This is a genomic window from Paenibacillus sp. 01L418 (genome assembly GCF_056400045.1).
The window spans coordinates 1-13,962 of record NZ_JBFTSN010000149.1; the positions used below are offsets into that span (position 1 = coordinate 1).

The window sequence follows — 13,962 nt, forward strand, 5'->3', positions numbered from 1 at the left end:
AGCTCAACACCAATTGATCCGGTCTTAAAGGTCGTAACAATCGCCATTACGGCGCCAAACAGCATTTGCGGCTTCATGGAYGGAATCGTAATATACCATAGCTCCTGTATGTTGTTTCTGATGCCGTCGATTCTTCCTGCCTCATAAAGTATCGTATCCACGTTAAGAATACCCGCCAGCATTGCTAGGAAGCCTACACCCATGCTCGACCACAATGTGACGACGATCATCGAGTTCATAAGAAACTCTGGACTGGTCACCCATAACTTTGGCACGTCGATAAGGCCTGCTTTTAATAGAAAGCTGTTCAAATAGCCAATGCGATCGCCCGACAGCAAGGGAAGCCAGATAATCGTCATCGCTATGCCAACGGTAAGCGATGGCGTATACATCGCAAGCGCCACCCACTTGCGAACGCCGCCGCGCAGCCGTGAAATAAGCCATGCGAGCAGGAAGGCGGCAGCATAACCGCCGGGACCAACAATGACAGCAAACTTAAATGTATTGGGCAGCGCATATTTTAGGAACAGCAGATCCTGCGCGATCAAATACTGAAAGTTGCTCCAGCCAATAAAGCGAGGAGGCTCAATCCCGTTGTAATAGGTAAAGCTTAAGCCTACCGCGGCAAGAATCGGAATAACGATAAACAGAGCGAAGCATATCAGAAACGGCGCGATAAACAAATACGAAATACGATACGACCATAATCTACTCCACATAACGATCAATCCCTTCCCAAGGCTGATCGACAATAGGAATGTCCAGCTTATTCACCTGTTCGCCTCGCTCATTGATGTAGCCAAATTCCTGCTGCTTCCTTAGAAGCTCGCGGTTAATGTCCCGAACGGCTTGCTCCAAGGAGGACATATAATTCGCTGTTCCAACAACGGATCGATTCCATGCATTATGAATCTCGCGTTCCAAGAAATATCCGCCGGGCACATTCGGAATATCCTTATACCATTTCCACTGGTTCAAAATAATTTCAGCATCCTCCTTTTTCCACGGCAGATGCGTGAAGGCTTCCACGTTGGACGTATTCCAGCGGAAAGCGACGCCATTGACCGCTTCCAAATCAGAGCCATATTGCTCCTGCACCTCAGCTGACAACCACCACTTCAGGAATTGCCATGACTCTGCTTTTTTATTGGACTTGTCAAAAATGACACCCGTACGCTGCCCCCCGCCAGCCCAGCGGCTTATCGATCCGTCCGCCTGCTTCGTACCGGGAATAAGCGCGATGCCCCAGCGTCCATTCAGCTCAGGCGCAGCAGCCGAAAGCTGCACATACATGTTGTAATCCGATATGCCGATTGGCATCGTTCCGCTGCGGAAATGCTGATAGAAGCTCGGCACCTCCCGCTCCACAGCGTATGTATTAAATAGATCCGTCCATTGCTTGAAAGCACGATAAGCCTCTGGACCATCGAGACCTGATTTCACACCGCCGGGTTCATAAAACTCGACGCCATTTTGATAGAAGAAATGCGTAAACTCCTTCGGATTTACGTAGAAGTTCATAAAGTTTTGCTGCAGCGTAGGCAATAGCTGATATACGTCCTCCCATGTCTCGGGAATTTCAGCTCCAATACGCTTCAAAATATCCTTGCGGTAATAGAGAACTTGAAACGACTGCGTTTCCGGCACGCCATAATAACCGCCATCGTAGTGCAGCGGCAGCCACGATCCCGGACTAAACTTCGGATACAACTGATCAAAATCTTCAAACTTGCTTAAATCCTGCAGCGTACCGCGAATGGCATAATCGACTGGCAAATCCTGCGTCAAGCCAAGGGCAATATCCGGCTGCACGCCAGCTGCATTAGACATAAGCAAAAGCTCAGCATTTGGAAGCAGGTTCACCTTTACCTCAATGCCTGTTTCTGGCGTGAACGACTCATCAGCAAGCTGCTGCAGCTGATCCACATAATCCCTGCCGCGCTGAACCCAAATGTTCAGCTTCTTGTCGTCCAAATCGTTAAGGCTGTCCCTCGCATCGAAAGAGTAAATAAAGTTTTGAGCGCTGCCCCATAGCCGGCCAAAAAAACCAGCTTCCATTTTCGGAGCATCCGTCTTCTCGGGAATAATATAAACCTCATCCAGCTGCAGCGATTGCTTGAGCAGTGTATCGATAAAAGTACCGAATTTCTCTCTCATCGAAGAAATCTCTTCGACCTGATAAGGAATTTCTTCAGGCTTCTTAAGCAATGCTCGCAAATCCTTTGCTGATGTATCGAGTCCTTGACTGATTGAATCCTTGTTGCCATTTGCTTTAACTACCCGCTTCGACAGTGACTCCATGACATCCGCTGCCAGCGCCATCTTGTCAGTCATCCCTGGGAAGTCCTGCTCCATGTTCCACGTACGATTGCGGTCAATGGTCTTCTTCGAGCTCGAGCCTGTAATCGTACGCAAATCCCAGTCAATCGCATCCAAATGAGCGATCAGCTTCTCGACATCCACAACGATAGACTTAATAGGCGATTGTGTGACGGCTAGCGACAACGTATGTTTGCCCTTCTCTAGATTAAGCAAATACGGATTCTTTTTTTCGTCCTGCAAAATCATTCCGTTCCAACCAGTAGAATAAGGAAAGCCATACGCTAAAAATTGCGTAAACGGTACCTCTCCATCCACTCGAACGACCCGGTAGGAGGTTTTCTGAGCTATCGTATTTTGCAGAGCGCGAAAGCCTATTTTGTACAAGCCGCTCTCCGGCACCTCAAACGACCATGAGATTTCCTGGTTTTGTTCAAGCCAGCGCGGACCGCCGACCGTATTGTAAATAATTCTTCCCGTATACCGCGGCAGCGTGCGTGAGTTTTTATCCGAAAATAGCTTTATTGCCGTATCATTTTTGCTCGTAAAATCCTCCGCTTGAATCGTCAATACATCGCCCGCAAGAGAAGGCGTATCGGCATACGCAGCCTTAACTTCAGCATAATCAGGTATTTGCTTGCTCGGAACAAGCTTAATTCGCTCAAGCGCAACGGGGTCAAACCCTTGCAATCGAATGGTATGCGTTCCTTGTTCGAAATGCCATTGCAAAGGCTGCGCATATGCCCCTCCTGAATCCGTTAACGGCTTCTCGCTCCAGCCCGACACATCAATCGAACGAGGACGAATTTCATCGCCGTCTGAGTTCTTCAGAATAGGGCGCACATCCTCCCATGTCCGATATAAGGATATGGAAGAGGCTTCCCTAAACGGCCTTTGGCCATCTATCGTTACCTCCCACCCGATCGGTCCCTTTCTTCCATCCTTCAGAGGGTTATAAGATACGTGGATTTCATACAGCGCACTCTCTGCAACGTCAACTTGATATTCAACCCATCCTGTGTTCCTTGTATTCCAAATCAGTATGTTTGATTTACCGTCATAATCGCCTGCTTTGATCTCCTCTTCATTCGATACACGAGATGGCTTCGCTGCATCCAGCTGAATTGAAGTTGTTGCATTGCTCAGGCCCTTCTCCTGCCATGCTGCCAGCGCATCGCTAAAATAAGGATCAACCTCATAATTAAATGTAGTTACGAGCTTGTCATATTGGACCGTATCGGTTTTGTCTCCAGATTCTGAGTTTACTGCCGCTCCAGCATTAAGCAGCCATGCTGCAATGACAATACTGGCACCATAGACAAGCCATTTCCGTTTCTTATTCATAAAGGTTAAGCCGCCTCCCTCCTTCGCAAATACCGATCATTCTGTAAATCTTTCACCCGTATCCTTATGAAAGAAATGAGCCTTCGATATATCAAGCTCTACTTTCACTTTCTCATTTTCAGCAAAACGATTATCGGGATCGACGCGTGCAATGAGCAGCTTCTCCTGTCCGATGTCTAAATAAAGAAAACGATCAGCGCCCATAAGTTCATTGTCCTTATAGGTTCCGGTAATGATCGTCTCCGAGAACAAGCCTTCCAGCTTCACATTTTCCGGCCTTATACCTAATATCACCGATTTGTTTAGTTGGTTATTTTTGCGTAAAATATCCTCCATCACTTCATTTAACTTCAGTTGAAAACGATTCGTATGAAACTCTAATCGCCCCTGCGGATTTTCCTGCACGCGTCCATGAATGAAATTGATTTGAGGAGAACCTATGAAGCTCGCAACAAACGTATTCGAAGGTTTGGAGTAGATCAGCTCCGGCGTATCACATTGTTGAATGAGTCCGCCCTTCATCACGACAATACGGTCCGCCATCGTCATCGCTTCGACCTGATCATGGGTAACGAATATAAAGGTTGTGCCTAATTTTTTGTGCAGCTTCGTTATTTCCATACGCATTGTTACTCTAAGCTTGGCATCTAAGTTAGACAACGGCTCATCCATCAAAAACAGCTTCGGGTCACGCACGATAGCTCTGCCAAGCGCCACCCGCTGGCGCTGACCGCCCGACAGCTCCTTTGGCTTGCGATTTAAATACGGCTCAATCTCCAGAATTCGGCTAGCATTTTTTACCGCCAAATCGATCTCATGCTTAGGAAGCTTGCGCATCCTCAGTCCAAACGCAATATTCTCATATACACTTAGATTGGGGTAGAGGGCATAGTTCTGAAAAACCATCGAAATATCACGGTCCTTCGGAGGTAGCTTATTGACGAGCTGCTCTCCAATATAAATTTCGCCTTCGGAGATCTCTTCAAGCCCGGCAATCATTCTTAATGTCGTCGATTTGCCGCAGCCGGAAGGACCGACGAATACGATAAATTCCTTATCTTTAATTTCCAGCTGGAAATCCTGCACAACCGCGTGTTTGTCTTTGCCATATCTTTTGTATAGATGATTAATCGTTACTCCCGCCATGCTTACCGCCTCCCATCCGAACTTGATAAAAAAATGAGGATATCACACACTGCTCTGATATCCTCCATTTATACGGTAGAATGTATTCCATTATAGAATTAGCTCGGAATGGCTTCTTTTGCCGACTCCAAATTGGAGGTTGCTTCATCAGCCTTCGCCAGTTCCTCAGCGCTTAGTTTAACATCCCAGCTTTTTGCAGCTTCCGTAATATGCTCAAGCTTTGAAGCGCCTAGAATTGCCGAAGTAATGCCAGGACGACTCAGTACCCAAGACAATGCGTATTGCGCTTGAGTAAGGCCCTTTTCTTCCGCCAAAGGTCTAATCGCCTCAGCAACTGGAATTGCATTTTTCTTCAAAAGCTCCTCCAGCCTTTGCTCGCCTGCCGCAAGCCGTGATCCTTCAGGCGGCGCTTCTCCAACCCTATACTTGCCAGAGAGTATTCCTCTGCCAAGCGGACTATAAACGATAACGCCTACTTGCTCCGATTGCACAAAAGGTATAATTTCCTTCTCAATTTCACGCGAGATGATGCTGTATTCCGGTTGGAGACTTTCGAAGCGATGCAGGCTATGCAGCGCGCTTATACCGTGAGCCTTCGCAAGCTGCCATGCAGCAAAATTAGAAGCGCCTATGTATCTTACTTTCCCTTGACGCACCAGATCATCTAAAGCTCGAAGCGTTTCTTCAAGAGGGGTATTAGGATCAAATCGATGTACCTGATACAGATCCAAATAATCGGTTTTCAACCGTTTCAAGCTGTCTTCAACAGCCTTGTAAATATGATAGCGGCTTTGCCCCGAATCATTTACCCCTTCGCCTACGCGGCCATGAACTTTGGTTGCCAGCACAATTTGGTGACGTCTTTCTTTTAACAAATTGCCCAGTATACGTTCCGACTCACCTTCCCCGTATACATTAGCAGTGTCCACGAGGTTAATGCCATGATCCAGCGCGGCATCCAAAATTCCAGCAGATGCCTCCTCATCAATCCATCTTCCAAACGCCATCGTACCTAAGCTCACCTCAGATACTTTTAGTCCTGTTCTTCCCAATTTACGATATTCCATGTTCGTTATCCTCCTCAAATTTTGTACAAAAAAAAACCGGAGACAGGTTTTGCATTTGCAAAATGTCTCCGGTTTTCCGGTCGAATATATTCATTATTAGTATGCGGCCAAGGCTCTTATTACCGGAACTTCGTGTTCAGCAGCAAATTGGCTAAGCTGAGCGACCAAATTTCCTTTGCCAAAAGATAAATACTTACGGCCTTCTTCCGCCTGCAGCTTGATCATGTGATCTAGAAACTGAATAATCATCTTCCGCCGGCCTTTAATTCCAGCATAACCGTTGTCATACAGCCATTGATCAATGGTATTGTAGACACCACGGTTCAGCCGATACATTTGCAAGCAGTAATGATGAAAGGCAAGATCCGGCCATTCATATAAACTGGAGCTCCTATCGTTCTTCATACGCATCCTCTCCACTTATAAACGGTTATCTTTGCTTGCGAGCAGCAGATGGCAGCTTCTCCACCTCGTAACGGCTGCGCTCCGTCCGATCAATTTGTACAATTTGACCATTATGAATCGTAATTTGAACGATGCCATATTGAACGCCTGCCAATTGATCCTGTATTCGCTTCAACCATTCATCAGCAACCTCAACCGTTCTGGACATATTCAACATCCTCTCCAAATTTATGAGTGTTTTCAAACTAAATGTATAAGTGCCATCAAACCAAATGCATGGTCAAACAGGTTTCCAGAAAGCATTAGCCGTTTAATCTACCTTAATCTCCAATAGACTCTCAGCCAAGGGGCGACGCCCATTCGGAATTTCTTTATCGCGAAACTTTTCATCGAGCGTATCAAGTCCTCCACGATGACCGAGTGCAATGACGGCATGCAGTGCAATATGTTCGGGTACTTCTAAAATCTTGCGTGCTTCCGCTCGGTCAAATCCTCCAACGGCACGAGTCGATAGACCAAGCAGCCTCGCTTGCAGCGCCAAAGTTGCCCAAGCAGCTCCTGTATCGAAAGCATGCGACACATTCGGATTGCCATCTTGCTTAACCGCTTCAGAAGCTAGAAGCAGCAGCACGGGTGCGTGGTCTGTCCACAAGCGGTTGCCAGGCACGATGAACTTGCGGAACTGCTCATGCTCGGCTTCTTCCCTTGCCACGTAAAATCTCCAAGGCTGCAAATTGCTGGACGATGGCGCCCACCTTGCAGCTTCCAAAACCGTATAAAGCTCTTCATCGCTCACAAGCTGCTCCGAGTAGGATCGTGGCGACCATCGATTCAGAATAAGCGGGTGTACAGGATAATCAGGGCTTCTTGCATCGGCAACCTCTTTACTGTATTGCTGCTCAAGTGACTGAGCATTAGCTCCAAAACCAACATGACTCACTATCCCCATCTCCTCTTCCTTTGAATAAAAAGAAGGCGCACGACAACCGATTCGGCATTCGGTTGGCATGCGCCTCCAGTTTTCTAGCGAGCGCGACTTGCAATCAAATACAGCGAAACCATTGCCATGAATGACGATGCAAGTGTCATTATTCATTTCCGACTAATTCAATAGGATAAATTAAATTTAACATGATGTTTTCCATCCGTCAACACTTATCCGTCTAATTTCCACGACTCTTTTTTACAAATTGGCGCCACGCTTTCGCTGCTGCCAAGGTCAAGCTTGCTTCACCACTTGCTACTGAGCTCCCTGCACCAACTGAAAATTTTCACACTGAATTCACTAATTTATTACCTAAACCCTTAATTAACTGGATTCTTCGTATGAATTTCCCCATGATACGCAACTCCCTATGCTAACACGATTCTTGACACGGGATTTCCTCTCAATTGGTACGAGAATCCCTAGGCTAACTCAATTTTTTACGCGGGATTCACGCAAATGTTACCCAAACCCTTTACTAAATCGATTCTTCACACGTAATTCCCTTCAATTGATACGAGAATCCCTACGCTAACGGGAATTTCTCCTGTTAATTCATCAAAAAGAGTCTAATTTAACTAATTACATGGAAATTCTCCAGTTAATTTTCTTCATATTCCTGAATTAGAGCTAATTTCGCGAAATTAACGGGAGATTTTCCTGTTAATTGAGCATTTGACGTAAAAACTGAGAAATTAACAGGAGTTTTTCCTGTTAGAAGATACGATTACTCAAAACACGATTAACCTTACACATACTCATTATCGAGCAAATCTACCCATTCAAAAAAAAGCCTCCCCACCCACTTAGAACGTGGATTAGGAAGCTTCTTTATCGTACAATGAACCACCTACAATAACCTAAAAAGATCGTTCGCCAATGCCTCTGTTGTTAATTCTCTATTTTCTTCATTCATAACGTACAGCTTGATGCCTGGCAGCTCCTTTATCTTGTCAATTTCGGAATGGCTATCCAAGCAAATCGTGCCTATGATGAGATGCTGCGAGCTTGAAACCATGTCATAGACCATTTTCCGAAAAGGTACCGATAACATTTGCATGTAGCCAATTTCATCAATAACCGTTACCTTCTTCGTCTTCAAGGAATGTCTAATTGACGTTAGAGCTAAATTCTCAAAAGCTTCTAATTCAACGCCATATCTTCCTATTCTTATGGAACTTGTACTATCTACACTTGCTATTCTTTTGCTTACTCCATCCAATGTTACGCAGTTAAATCCAATACGATCCGTTTCGCTCCGTATTTCTTCCGTATAAAATCCTCCAACATGCTCAGCGCCTATTCGGTTAATAAGCTGTACAATGGMAGTCGATTTGCCTACTCGCGGCTTCCCAGTCAACAAAAAACATGTTTCCATATCATTCCCTCATTCGGCGGTGCAGCATATTTTCTGCTAGGGCATATAACAAACCCACAACCGCAAATATTATAATAGAGCTATTTCTATTCAACTCGTATCCCGAGACAAAATTATCATATAAATAATGAAACATATATACGCCCACCAATCCACCAAACAGGATATAGATTGAAGCCTTAATCATTAGTGATTTCACCAGCTTATGAACAACTAAAGAGATTGGCAGCAATGTAATCGGATAAAAAAGGAAGGCGTAAACAACCATCAGCAAAACGAACGTCAGCCCGATATTACGGAGACCATAATATTCGGTTGTCATAATTTTGCTCCCCTCGAATAATTCCAAGACCACCGCTGCCGCAACAAACAATATAATCATAAAAATCCAAAGAAAAAAATGTTTGACTATCTCCAATTAAACACCGCCTTGTTTGCTTAGATAAGTATTAAACGTTTATTTAATTTACAATGTTTCACAATTGCCTTATCTGTTTTATTATTTTGATGCTTCTCTCCCTTCACAAAAAAGCCCGCGCAGCGCACGGACTTCACAACGATCAGCCTTTATGGGACTAATATCATATTTTCACCTTCACTCTCCATTTTCCTTCCTCCCTAAAATTGCTGTTCTATCGATTTCCATAGGTTCGATAACTTGGAATAAAAACCGTGTATCGTTTAAATAATCTCTTATATACGCCTGAGCATACGGCTGTTCTGCAATTAAACTGGCTGTTTCTCTTGGGTCTGAGGCATGATGGCAATAATTCTCGATCATGAACATGACGAAAAAACATTCAAGCCTCTTAACATAGTCCGTTTCCAGCTTTYTTACACTCTCGTAGCCTTGCATAAACAGCCAGCGATGCTTCGGATAAAGCTCTAATAGCGAGCCTGCCATATCGTACAGAAAATAACCAAAACCGCATCTGCCAAAATCAATGGGATACGGCAGATCCTCGTTAAAAACGATGTTGCCGCTATGCAAATCCGCATGAATGAGTCCGTAGTTATCGCCGCTGCGTTCCATTACAGCCAGTTCCGATATGATTTTCTCAGCCGCTGCTTGATATGATCTCCATGCCTCTCCCGATAAAAAACATCCATAATACTGTTCCAGCTTAGCCATTTGATGACTAAAGCTCTCTGCTCCCCAAACAGGACGAACAAAATCAGAAGGCGGGACAAAATTTGCAGCCGCTTTGTGAAGCCTTCCCATCATGACACCCATAAGATGAACCGTATGATCCGAAAACTCCCCGCTAGCGTGCTCGCCATCTACCCATCGCATCAGAGTAACATACGGACGACGATAGCCGGCTTCCGTATCGATCTGCAAAACAGAAGCGCCGCTGCAGCTTGCCAGCGCTTCTGGCACATGCAAATCCTCCGATTTATTTAAGGCCTGAAGCAAAGCAAGCTCTGAACGAATTTCCTCTATGCTGAGTCGATCCGAATGAATTCGAAGCAAATATTTTTCCGCTGTATCTGTCTCAATTTTATACGTGATTGTGTCCGACAGCTGAATAAATCGAATGCTCACCCATTCCAAGTCATACTCTTGCAGTGCCGATAACGCAACTTTCCTCGCTCGAGCTAGCAGTGATATCCTATTCTCATCTGTATCAAAACGAAAAAAATCAATCATATATTATCTCCTTCAACGGCTATAACCACCATTTCATTGTTCTTGTCATTATAATGGCTATCATGCCGTGAACCTAAGTAATAAACATTTAGAAATCATTTAATACACAAAATCACTCTATTAACTGCTCACCGATAACAGAGGTTTGTGACTCCATATTTGTCCGTTAGTTATTCATCCATATTCATATAAAACTAACAAAAAAAAACGCCATTTCAGGAGCCGCCAACCCCATTCGAGGTAAGCAGTACTCCTTCTATTGACGTTTTCTATAAAACGAATGATGTTATGATAAATCAGCTTAATGCTTCGCCGCCATTTGCTTAAGCTCTGAAAGCAATTGATCAAGCTGAGCATATTCTTCTACCATCGTATGAATCTTCATATCCTGTGTTTCCATGCTGGCATGAACCTCTTCAACAGAAGCCATATTTTGTTCCGTAGTAGCTGCGATATTGAGCATTTCACTCGACATGCTCGCATAACGCTCATGCAGTTCATTGGCAGAGCTGCCAACTGAATCAGAATGCCTTTTCACAAGCTCCGTATTCTCGTTTATCTGATCAATAAGCTTCTCAACCTGCAAAGACACATCTCTGCTCGTCGTCACTGCTGCTTGGCCACTTTCAACTTGCGCGTGTACAGCACTGATTTGTGAACGAATACCCGTCAAAATTTCAGATATTTCATTCGTCGCCGCTCTCGCATTATCTGCAAGCTTGCGCACCTCGCCTGATACGACAGCAAAACCTCTGCCGTGCTCGCCTGCGCGAGCTGCTTCAATCGCAGCATTAAGCGCAAGTAGATTCGTCTGCTCAGCAATCGTACTAATCGTTTCTACAATTGAGCTTACACGATCATTTTGCTCATTGAGTTCAATCATCATGTCCACGGTATGTGTAATGATAGAGCGAACACTTTCTACCTCTGACGATAACACAGCCATTTTCTCCCGATTGTTCTCCGTCAAATCTGCATTAACCGTAGAAAATTGCTTCAGCTGCTCCGTACCTTCCAAAAGCGTTTTAACCGAAGTATCAATGACCTGCGAGGATTCACTAATGTTCATAATAGTCCCTGTCTGCTTCTCGATCGCAGCCGACATTTCGGAGAACGTTGCCGTTACCTCTTTCGATATTTCTCCAGTGGAACGAACCGTCAGCTGCTGGCTGCTGCTGAACTCCGTTAATACAATAATAGAAGAGTTTAGTTTAGCGAGCAGCGCCTCTGCCATATCCTTAGAAGCTAAAGCTTCCCGCTGCTTGTCTGTTACCTGCCGCTGCAATTTGCCGCTGAAGCCGGCTGAGAATGCGAGCGCAACCGTAGCAAATAAGAGATACAAAAATAAATAAACAAGCGATTCGTTTGGGAATAGCTTAGGCTGCAGCACAGGATCAAAAAATAAATATGTGCTTACTGCGGCTCCCAAAACACCTGTCAAAATAATCGGTCTATAGTCTGCGTAAAGAGTAATGATTGCGAGGTTTACATAAACTAAAAAGTACGTGCTCACAATAGGATTCGGATCCGATACGATTAATAAAGTAACGATAATGGTCAATATAAAGGGTACAAAAAATTTAATAAATTGTGTAAAAATGCCACGGTATGTCATGAAAGTAGCTGCACCGCACAAAAATATACCGACTCCCGCAAGAAGAAGAACCATCTTTGCATCAAGCCCAATAGCAAGATCTGTAACGATCCCGAGAGCAAGCAAACTCCACAGGATTTTTATTAACAATCGATTCCGTTTGTCTAGTTCTGTTAATTCTTTTTTCATGACATTTCCGCCTTTTCTGTGTTAACTCATGTTTTCATACGTTTAAACGGTACGTCCAGTTCCTCCTGCACCGTTTGCAGCCAAAACCGCTTCTTGCGGATAGACGAGCCATTGATAACTATTTTTGTTGCGATACATCTTTTCCATATCGAACAATACGGGAATGACGTCATCTCCCTTATAGAACACCTTCTCTCCTACTTTTTCTAATGGTACTTGATATGAAATACGAAGTGCCCTCATAAATTTCGGCTCAAGCAACGAGACAAAATATTTCAGCTGCAGCTTCTCTGCTATGTAGACTGCCGACGAGAGCAAATCTGAGATATGCCTTCCTCTATAGGATCGGAGCAGTGCAATTTTGTCAATTTCAGCTACAGCGTCGCCTGCTTCAATAATTTTCGGATGCGTTTGAAACGGACCTGCATCGTTAATGGAGCTTGAAGTCAAGCAATAGGGCTTAATTTCAGATGTCCCTACATAATGTCCTTCCTCTGTCACAATGACGAATCTCTCAAGAGTGTTTTCAGAAAATTCAAGTTCAAAACCTTTCTCCATCCAGACGGTTGTCCAAATGCCGTTAAACATAGCCAGCTCCAGCTCATTCTCCACTCGTTTAAACATGATTTCTCTCCTCTATCTCTCTATTTTTGCGAGTTTCTACATAGGTGAAATAGGCAGGCAATTTTTTTATCGGAATAATTAACTCAATAATTAACCAATTTAAGAGAATAAATATATTATTTTTCAAAACTTTTCTAAAGCTACTTCTAATTTTTCATCTTACTAAATATAAACGCCCTCCTTCTCAATCTTTTTATATAAATTATTCCATGCAATCGATTTACTCAACCGTTCATATCACATAATTCCTAGCAAGTAAGTGAGAAATCGAAACAAATCGTAGCATCGTCTCCCTTTAATTGTCAATAGTTTCCTTATTGATTTGTTTCAAAACGTTTGTTTTCGTTTATATATAACTAAGAAATTCAAACAACGTTGATCAACTTGATCGACAAATACAAATCGAGGAGAGATGACAAATGTCACGAGAAAACTCTAGTAACGGCGTATTGATTGGCGCAATTGTAGGAGGTGCTATCGGTGCTATTTCAGCTCTGCTGTTCGCACCAAAAACAGGTGCAAACCTGCGGGAGGATCTCTCCAACAAGTTCAAGACGATTAGCGAAAAGACAAAGGAAATTGCCACTACGGTGGGAAATAATACAAAGGATTTAGCTGCTGCCGTCGGACAAAACACGAAGGATATAGCAACTAATATCAAAGAGGAAGCTGGCGACTTGGTAGATCACGCCAAAAAATCAAATCAGCATATTATGGATTCCATTTCCTCTGCTAAAGATGATGTCAAGGATGGACTTGCAACAACTGGGAGGTAATGAAATGAAAGACGAGCTTGAATCAACTACAAATTCAATGGCACCTACAGAAGAAGAGATGATTAAGCTTGGCGAGGATATGGAGAACATGGAAACCAATGCACAAGTCATTGAGAATGGCATGGTACCCGATCCGGTTCAATAACAATAAGGCTTATAACAAAAACCCCCTTTCCATCAAGATGGAAAGGGGGTTTTTAATATATTAAAAATTAATAAAAGTGCTTTACATTCCAAATTCAGCGCTATGATCTGCGAGCAGTACCTTCAGCTTCTCAATCGCCCGCTTTTGTATGCGAGAAACGCTCATCTGCGATACGCCAAGCTGATCGGCTATATCACGCTGAGATTGACCATTATGATAAGCAAGAATAAGTACCTTCTTCTCCTCTGCTTTCAGTTGATCCATCGCCTCCTCCAAGTCTAGACGATTATCAACATTCTGATAATCGTCCTTGTCTGAACCAATTAGATCGCCTATAGT

Annotated in this window: 15 protein-coding genes; 2 read left to right on the top strand and 13 right to left on the bottom strand. The window is 44.0% G+C overall.

Annotated elements, in window-relative coordinates:
- From AC1DSE_RS18185 to AC1DSE_RS18240, 12 genes are all read right to left on the bottom strand, one after another.
- Positions 1-719, bottom strand: a 719-nt coding sequence (locus AC1DSE_RS18185; RefSeq protein WP_477527990.1) for a carbohydrate ABC transporter permease, incomplete at its 3' end; no start/stop codon positions are given.
- Positions 709-3,663, bottom strand: a complete 2,955-nt coding sequence (locus tag AC1DSE_RS18190; protein ID WP_477527991.1) for an extracellular solute-binding protein — start codon at positions 3,661-3,663, stop codon at positions 709-711. The genes AC1DSE_RS18185 and AC1DSE_RS18190, both read right to left, overlap by 11 nt.
- A gap of 36 nt (positions 3,664-3,699) precedes the next feature.
- Positions 3,700-4,809, bottom strand: a complete 1,110-nt coding sequence (locus AC1DSE_RS18195) for an ABC transporter ATP-binding protein (protein WP_477510655.1) — start codon at positions 4,807-4,809, stop codon at positions 3,700-3,702.
- A gap of 98 nt (positions 4,810-4,907) precedes the next feature.
- Positions 4,908-5,876 carry an aldo/keto reductase gene (locus tag AC1DSE_RS18200; RefSeq protein ID WP_477510656.1) on the bottom strand — a complete coding sequence of 323 codons (969 nt, stop codon included), beginning with the start codon at positions 5,874-5,876 and terminating at the stop codon, positions 4,908-4,910.
- Between the two features lie 96 nt (positions 5,877-5,972).
- The gene (locus tag AC1DSE_RS18205) at positions 5,973-6,281 is read right to left on the bottom strand and encodes a hypothetical protein (RefSeq protein WP_477510657.1); all 309 of its coding nucleotides are present in this window, start codon (positions 6,279-6,281) and stop codon (positions 5,973-5,975) included.
- Between the two features lie 25 nt (positions 6,282-6,306).
- Positions 6,307-6,489, bottom strand: coding sequence for a YezD family protein (locus AC1DSE_RS18210; RefSeq protein WP_076269036.1), 183 nt, complete (start codon positions 6,487-6,489; stop codon positions 6,307-6,309).
- A 102-nt stretch (positions 6,490-6,591) separates the two neighbouring features.
- Positions 6,592-7,377, bottom strand: a complete 786-nt coding sequence (locus tag AC1DSE_RS18215) for a nitroreductase family protein (protein WP_477510658.1) — start codon at positions 7,375-7,377, stop codon at positions 6,592-6,594.
- Between the two features lie 739 nt (positions 7,378-8,116).
- Entirely contained in the window at positions 8,117-8,644 is a 528-nt protein-coding gene (locus AC1DSE_RS18220) for a nucleoside-triphosphatase (RefSeq protein ID WP_477527992.1), read from the bottom strand.
- Between the two features lies 1 nt (position 8,645).
- Positions 8,646-9,062: a hypothetical protein gene (locus tag AC1DSE_RS18225; RefSeq protein WP_076269040.1), complete on the bottom strand. Its 417-nt coding sequence runs from the start codon at positions 9,060-9,062 to the stop codon at positions 8,646-8,648.
- Positions 9,063-9,239: 177 nt separating this feature from the next.
- On the bottom strand, positions 9,240-10,295 hold the full coding sequence (locus AC1DSE_RS18230) for a phosphotransferase enzyme family protein (RefSeq protein WP_477527993.1): 1,056 nt from the start codon (positions 10,293-10,295) through the stop codon (positions 9,240-9,242).
- A gap of 301 nt (positions 10,296-10,596) precedes the next feature.
- Positions 10,597-12,078 (bottom strand): methyl-accepting chemotaxis protein, encoded by a 1,482-nt coding sequence (locus tag AC1DSE_RS18235; protein ID WP_441883682.1) that lies wholly within the window; start codon positions 12,076-12,078, stop codon positions 10,597-10,599.
- Positions 12,079-12,120: 42 nt separating this feature from the next.
- A complete protein-coding gene (locus AC1DSE_RS18240) occupies positions 12,121-12,702 on the bottom strand; it encodes a GNAT family N-acetyltransferase (protein ID WP_477510662.1) in 582 nt (193 codons plus the stop codon).
- A 419-nt stretch (positions 12,703-13,121) separates the two neighbouring features.
- On the opposite strand from AC1DSE_RS18240, the gene AC1DSE_RS18245 reads away from it, so the two are divergent.
- The gene (locus tag AC1DSE_RS18245; RefSeq protein ID WP_339204730.1) at positions 13,122-13,478 is read left to right on the top strand and encodes a YtxH domain-containing protein; all 357 of its coding nucleotides are present in this window, start codon (positions 13,122-13,124) and stop codon (positions 13,476-13,478) included.
- A 4-nt stretch (positions 13,479-13,482) separates the two neighbouring features.
- Positions 13,483-13,623: a hypothetical protein gene (locus tag AC1DSE_RS18250; protein ID WP_339204731.1), complete on the top strand. Its 141-nt coding sequence runs from the start codon at positions 13,483-13,485 to the stop codon at positions 13,621-13,623.
- 81 nt (positions 13,624-13,704) lie between these two features.
- Here the strand turns inward: AC1DSE_RS18250 and AC1DSE_RS18255 are convergent.
- The coding region (locus tag AC1DSE_RS18255) for a sigma-70 family RNA polymerase sigma factor (protein ID WP_477527994.1) at positions 13,705-13,962 on the bottom strand (258 nt) is incomplete at its 5' end.